Here is a 6,909-nt window from a genome sequence, read left to right as displayed (position 1 = left end):
TTGAACCAGTCGGGGTCGCGGTCCCTGGCCGGGGTGTCCTCGAAAGTGTCCGGGACGGGCTCGTTGACGATCATGTGGTGGGTGACCCTCCGATCTGCGGTGAGGACGGTCGCAGGACGGTGAGGATGTGCGCGGGGCTATGCCCTGGCTCAAGACGCACATAGTTGGCCCTGCCCCAGTTGTAGGTCTCGCCGGTGAGCTCGTCGCGCACCGGCACGGACTCGTGCCAGTCCAGGCCGAGTTGCGGCATGTCCAACGAGACCGTCGCCTCCTGGGTGTGGTGGGGGTCGAGGTTGACCACCACCACAACCGTGTTCGATCCGCTCCCGTGCGTGACCGACTTCGAGTAGGCGATCACCGCGTCCTTGTCCGTGTGGTGGAAGTGGAGGCCGCGCAACTGGCGCAACGCCGGACTGCGCCGCCTGATGGTGTTGAGCGCACCCAGCAACGGCGCGATGCTACGACCCTCCCGCTCCGCCGACTCCCAATCCCGCGGACGCAGTTGGTACTTCTCGGAGTTCAGGTACTCTTCGCCGCCCGCACGCAGAGGGGTGTTCTCACAGAGCTCGAATCCGCTGTAGACGCCCCAGGTCGGAGACAGCGTCGCGGCGAGCACCGCACGCAGTTCGAAGGCCGGCCGCCCGCCGTGCTGAAGGAACTCGTGCAGGATGTCCGGGGTGTTCACGAAGAAATTGGGCCGCATGTAGGCGGCCGCCTCCCCCGACAGCTCACCGAGGTAGTCGGTGAGCTCCTCCTTCGTGTTGCGCCAGGTGAAATAGGTGTAGGACTGCTGGAAGCCGATCGCCCCCAGCGTGCGCATCATCGCGGGCCGGGTGAACGCCTCGGCCAGGAAGATCACGTCCGGGTCGGTGCGGTTGACGTCCGCGATGACCCGCTCCCAGAAGACGACCGGCTTGGTGTGCGGGTTGTCGACGCGGAAGATCCGCACGCCGTGGCCCATCCAGTACCGCAGCACCCGCAGCGTCTCCTGGACCAGCCCCGGCATGTCCCGGTCGAAGGCGATCGGATAGATGTCCTGGTACTTCTTCGGCGGATTCTCCGCGTACGCGATCGACCCGTCCGCCCGGTGGTGGAACCACTCGGGATGCTTCTGCACCCACGGATGATCCGGCGAGCACTGCAGCGCGAAGTCGAGCGCGATCTCCAGCCCCTCCCGCTCCGCCCGCCTCACGAAGGCGTCGAAGTCGTCGATCGTGCCGAGGTCCGGATGAACGGCGTCGTGCCCGCCCTCCGGAGATCCGATCGCCCACGGCACACCGACGTCGTAGGCCCCCGCCGAGAGCGTGTTGTTGGGCCCCTTGCGATAGGTGGCCCCGATGGGATGGATCGGCGGCAGATACACCACGTCGAAGCCCATCCGCGCGATGGCGGGCAGCCGCTCGGCGGCGGTGCGGAAGGTGCCGTGCACCGGCGGATCGAGATGTCCGCTCTCCGAACGCGGAAAGAACTCGTACCAGGAGCCGTACAGCGCCCGCTCGCGCTCCACCAGCAGGGGCAACGGCTCCGAGCTGCTGACCAGCTCACGCAGCGGATGACGAGTGAGGACCCTGTCCACCTCAGGGGTACGAGCGGCGGCGAGCCGGGCCGCCGAGGAACGGTCGGTGTCCCGCAGCGCGTCCGCCGCGGCGAGGACGACATCCCTTCTGCCCTTGCTCTTCGGCACTCCGGCGGCAGCGCGCTCGTACAGCCGGGCACCCTCCTCCAGGACCAGTTCCGTGTCGATGCCCGCCGGGATCTTGATCCCCGCGTGATGGCGCCAGGTGGAGACCGGATCGCTCCAGGCCTCCACGGTGTACGTCCAGTGGCCGGTCGTCCCGGCGGAGACGGTGGCGCCCCAGCGGTCGGTGCCGGGGGCGAGTTCGCGCATCGGGGTCCAGGGGCCGGTGCGGCCCTCCGGATCGCGCAGGACGACGTTCGCGGCGACGGCGTCGTGGCCTTCGCGGAAGACGGTGGCCGAGACTTCGAAGGCCTCGCCGACGACCGCCTTGGCCGGGCGGCGGCCTTGCAGGACGAGGGGCCGAACGTCGACGACGGGAATGCGTCCGACGCTCCCGCCGCCTTCGCCGGCCTGGTCGGAGGGTTGCTCCGGGGCGCGGGGGACGGCGTCGACCTTGCGTATGGGGGGTGTGTCGGAGGTGGTCGTCGGGGGTGGCGACGTGTGGTGCGTGGCGGGCATGACCGCTCCTGTCCGCGTCAACGTGGGTGGGCGGATGACGGTGTGGGGAGGTGGGGCCTGCGGGGCGTACCGGGGGAGCCTTCCCACCCTATTCGGGTGAGCAATCCGGCAGGTTGCTAACTACTTACGCGTATGTCTACACACAAGACCGGCCTCGTCCGACGGGCGAGGCCGGTACCTGTTCCGGCGGTTCTTCACGAAGAGCCGACCTGCAGAAGCCTGTTCGGCGAACCGAGCCCCGCACCGCCGACCTTCCCGTACACCGCCCGCTGAACCAACGCATTGCCCACTTGGGCCGGGGTCGCCTTCGGGTGACCGGCGAGATAGAGCGCCGCCGCGCCCGCGACATGCGGGCTCGCCATCGACGTACCGGAGAAGGTCGCCTTCCCGGTGTCGCTCGCGTACGACGCCGACGTGATCGCCACGCCGGGCGCGAACAGGTCGAGCGCCGCGCCGAAGTTGGAGAAGCTCGCCCGGGCGTCGGTCCTGTCACTCGCTCCGACCGTCAGCGCCTCCTTGACCCGGGCGGGGGAGTACAGCCCGGCCGGCAGTGCGTCGTTGCCCGCCGCGACCGAGTACGTCACTCCCGAGGCGATGGAGTTGCGTACGGCGGCGTCCAGCTGGGCGTTCGCGTGGCCGCCCAGGCTCAGATTGGCGACCGCCGGCTTGTGCGCGTGCCGGGTCACCCAGTCGATACCGGCGATGACCTGCGCGGTGGTGCCGGACCCGGCGTTGTCGAGCACCCGCACGGACACGACCTTGGCCTTCTTCGCCACACCATAGGTGGTTCCCGCGATGGTCCCGGCGACATGGGTCCCGTGCCCGTTCCCGTCCCCCGCCGCCTTGTCGTTGCCCACGAAGTCCCAGCCGTAACTGGCCCGCCCCCCGAAGTCCTTGTGCGTGATCCGGATCCCCGTGTCGATGACGTACGCCGTCACGCCCGCGCCCGCCGACTCCGGCCACGCGTAGCCCTTGTCGAGCGGCAGAGCGGGCTGGTCGATCCGGTCCAGCCCCCAGGACGGCGGGTTCTTCTCGAAGTGGTCGAGTGCCACCCGGGTGTCCTGGACGACGGAGGCCACACGGGAGTCCCCCGCGAGCCGCCGCGCCTGCCTTTCGCTGACCTGGACCGCGTATCCGTTGAGCGCCGTGCCGTACGTGTGGCTGATTCGCGCCCCGTACTTCTCGGCGATGCCCTTACCCACCGACGACGGAGCCTTCGTACCCCCCTTGAGCGTCACGATGTAGCTACCGCTGACGGAACCGGGTTCGCCGGCGCCGAGTATCCGCCCCTCCGGGGCGGCGTGCGCGGGCAGGGTGATGGCCGAAAGCACCGCGGCCGTCGTGACCGCGGTGAGGCATCCTGCCCAGCGCAGACGCCGCTGTCTCGTCTGTGCCATGACGTGAGTTCCCCTCCTCAAGTCGGCGTACGCCGACCGGGACCGACCGGTGTGCGACCGGGGTCGCCCGTACGCCACCTGGCAGCCTCTCGTGTGGTGTGAAGCACCACAAGGCCGCCCATGCGGGCGGAATCGGCCATACCATCCGGGGGTTGGGCGGAATGGTTGCGTCGATTACCAGCCGAGGGCTCCGCCGGTGGGACCGTTGGGGTGAGTTCGTCGGCTGCGGGCCGGTGGGGGCTGGCCGCGCAGTTCCCCGCGCCCCTGAAGCGGGGGCTGCGCCCCGCGCTCCCCGCGCCCCTGGGGCGGGGGCTGCGCCCCGCGCTCCCCCCGTCCCGCCTGTGGGGGTGTCCCCATCGCCCGCAGTCGGCGTACTGCGGAAGGGGGCGTGGGGGTGTGTCGTAAGCCCGTCGCTCACGTTCGGATCGAGCTGCGGCTCGCTTGCCCGGTCCACGTCTGATCCGGCGGCGACGGGCTCGACACACCCCCACGCCCCCGACCCACCCACGCGTCCGCCACCACGACGCCGGAGTTCATCGATGCGCCGTGTTGTGGAAACACCCTCGCCGCTACCGTCGTGGGTGACGTACTTCCCGCCGCATACGTCTTTTGTGAAGGTGGAACTCGTGAAGGCAATCCGCAGATTCACCGTTCGCCCCGTACTGCCCGACGCCCTTCACCCGCTCAGTGACCTCGCCCGCAACCTGCGCTGGTCCTGGCACGCCGAGACCCGCGACCTCTTCCAGTCCGTCGACCCCGAACGCTGGACCGCCTCCGACGGCGACCCCGTACGCCTGCTCGGCGGCGTCCCTCCCCGCCGCCTCGCGGAACTCGCCGAGGACCGCCGCTTCCTGCGCCGCCTCGCCGCCGTCGCCGACGACCTGCGCGACTACGTGACCGGCGAACGCTGGTATCAGACCCAGACCCAGATTCCCGACCTCCCCGCCGCCATCGCCTACTTCTCACCCGAGTTCGGCATCACCGCGGCCCTGCCCCAGTACTCCGGCGGCCTCGGCATCCTCGCCGGCGACCACCTCAAGGCCGCCAGCGACCTCGGCGTACCCCTCATCGGCGTAGGACTCCTCTACCGGCACGGCTACTTCCGCCAGTCCCTCTCCCGAGACGGCTGGCAGCAGGAGCACTATCCCGTCCTCGACCCCAACGAACTCCCGCTCGTACCCCTGCGCGAATCCGACGGCACCCCGGCCCAGGTCACCCTCGCCCTCCCCGGCGGCCGCGCCCTGCGCGCCCGCATCTGGCTTGCGCAGGTCGGTCGCGTCCCCCTCCTCATGCTCGACTCCGACGTCGAGGAGAACGACCTCGGCGAACGCGGCGTGACCGACCGGCTGTACGGCGGCGGCAGCGAGCACCGGCTGCTGCAGGAGATGCTGCTCGGCATCGGCGGGGTGCGCGCCGTGAGGACGTACTGCCGACTGACCGGCCACGCTCAGCCCGAGGTGTTCCACACCAACGAGGGCCACGCGGGCTTCCTCGGCCTGGAGCGCATCGCCGAACTCGCCGAGGGACAGGACGGGCAGGACGGGCTGGACTTCGAGGCCGCCCTCGAATCCGTCCGCGCCGGCACCGTCTTCACCACCCACACCCCCGTCCCCGCAGGCATCGACCGCTTCGACCGCGAACTGGTCGCCCACCACTTCGGCCCGGACGCCGAACTCCCCCGTATCGACGTCGAGCGGATCCTCGGCCTCGGCATGGAGACCTACCCGGGCGGTGAGCCGAACCTCTTCAACATGGCCGTGATGGGGCTCAGGCTCGGCCAGCGGGCCAACGGGGTGTCGCTGCTCCACGGTCACGTCAGCCGCGAGATGTTCTCCGGGCTGTGGCCGGGTTTCGACCCGGACGAGGTCCCGATCACCTCGGTCACCAACGGCGTGCACGCACCGACCTGGGTGGCACCGGAGGTCTTCCGTCTCGGCGCCCGCCAGATCGGCGCCCAGCGCACCGAGGACGCGATGACGGTCGGCGGCTCGGACCGCTGGGACGCGGTGGCGGACATCGCCGACCAGGAGATCTGGGACCTGCGCCGGGTACTGCGCGAGCAGCTGGTGATCGAGGTACGGGAACGCCTGCACGCCTCCTGGCGCCAGCGCGGCGCCGGAACGGCCGAACTCGGCTGGATCGACGGAGTGCTGGACCCGGACGTGCTCACGATCGGCTTCGCGCGCCGCGTCCCTTCCTACAAGCGTCTGACCCTGATGCTGCGCGACCGCGACCGTCTGATGGACCTCCTCCTGCACGCCGAGCGCCCGATCCAGATCGTGGTCGCGGGCAAGGCGCACCCCGCCGACGACGGCGGCAAGCGACTCGTCCAGGAACTTGTCCGGTTCGCGGACGACCCGCGCGTACGCCACCGGATCGTCTTCCTCCCGGACTACGGGATGGCGATGGCGCAGAAGCTGTACCCGGGCTGCGACATCTGGCTGAACAACCCGCTCCGCCCGCTGGAGGCCTGCGGCACGTCCGGGATGAAGGCGGCGCTCAACGGCTGTCTGAACCTCTCCGTCCTGGACGGCTGGTGGGACGAGTGGTTCCAGCCGGACTTCGGCTGGGCGATTCCGACGGCGGACGGTACGGATGGGGGTCCCCCCACGCGTTCAGCAGTGGGGGAGGACGACGACCGCCGCGACGAGCTGGAGGCGGCGGCCCTCTACGAGCTGCTGGAACAGCGCGTGGCGCCCCGCTTCTACGAGCGGGGTCAGCACGGTCTGCCCGACCGGTGGATCGAGATGGTGCGCCAGACTCTGACCCATCTCGGCCCGAAGGTCCTGGCGGGCCGGATGGTGCGCGAGTACGTGGAGCGCCTGTACGCCCCCGCGGCCCGTGCCCACCGCGCCCTGGCCCCGGAGGCGGCCCGCGAACTGGCCGCCTGGAAGTCCCGCGTCCGGGCGGCCTGGCCCCGGGTCACGGTGGACCATCTGGAGGCCTCCGCCGCCACCACGACCGCCGAACTGGGCACCACCCTCTCCCTGCGCGTGCGGGTGGCGCTGGCCGACCTCGCCCCGGACGACGTCGAGGTCCAGGCGGTCTCGGGCCGCGTCGACTCGCAGGACCGCATCGCGGACGCGAGCTGCGTCCCGCTGAAACCGGCGGGCGGTCCGGACCTGGAAGGGCGCTGGGTGTACGAGGGCCCGCTCTCCCTCGACCGCACCGGCCCGTTCGGCTACACGGTCCGTATCCTCCCCACGCACCGGCTGCTCGCGTCCGGCGCCGAGCTGGGCCTGGTGACGATGCCCTCGGAGGAGGTGGGGGAGGAGGCCGGGGTCCTGATGCGCTGAGCGAGCCGAAAGCGGAACG

At 70.6% G+C, this 6,909-nt stretch carries 3 protein-coding genes; 1 reads left to right on the top strand and 2 read right to left on the bottom strand.

Translation table 11 applies throughout. The annotated features are described in order from the left end of the window. Positions 1-70: 70 nt before the first annotated feature. Both ACFZDJ_RS31445 and ACFZDJ_RS31440 read right to left on the bottom strand, forming a co-directional pair. Positions 71-2,197 (bottom strand): maltotransferase domain-containing protein, encoded by a 2,127-nt coding sequence (locus ACFZDJ_RS31445; protein WP_391063848.1) that lies wholly within the window; start codon positions 2,195-2,197, stop codon positions 71-73. Positions 2,198-2,391: 194 nt separating this feature from the next. Next, positions 2,392-3,594 (bottom strand): S8 family serine peptidase, encoded by a 1,203-nt coding sequence (locus tag ACFZDJ_RS31440; RefSeq protein WP_390933709.1) that lies wholly within the window; start codon positions 3,592-3,594, stop codon positions 2,392-2,394. A gap of 626 nt (positions 3,595-4,220) precedes the next feature. Here ACFZDJ_RS31440 and ACFZDJ_RS31435 point away from each other — a divergent pair. After that, positions 4,221-6,890 carry an alpha-glucan family phosphorylase gene (locus tag ACFZDJ_RS31435; RefSeq protein ID WP_390933708.1) on the top strand — a complete coding sequence of 890 codons (2,670 nt, stop codon included), beginning with the start codon at positions 4,221-4,223 and terminating at the stop codon, positions 6,888-6,890. The last annotated feature ends 19 nt before the right edge of the window (positions 6,891-6,909 follow it).

The sequence above is a fragment of the Streptomyces sp. NPDC007896 genome (assembly GCF_042959425.1).
Classification (GTDB): domain Bacteria; phylum Actinomycetota; class Actinomycetes; order Streptomycetales; family Streptomycetaceae; genus Streptomyces.
The sequence above is the reverse complement of the archived record's forward strand: the minus strand, read 5'-3'. Positions and strand labels throughout refer to the sequence as shown.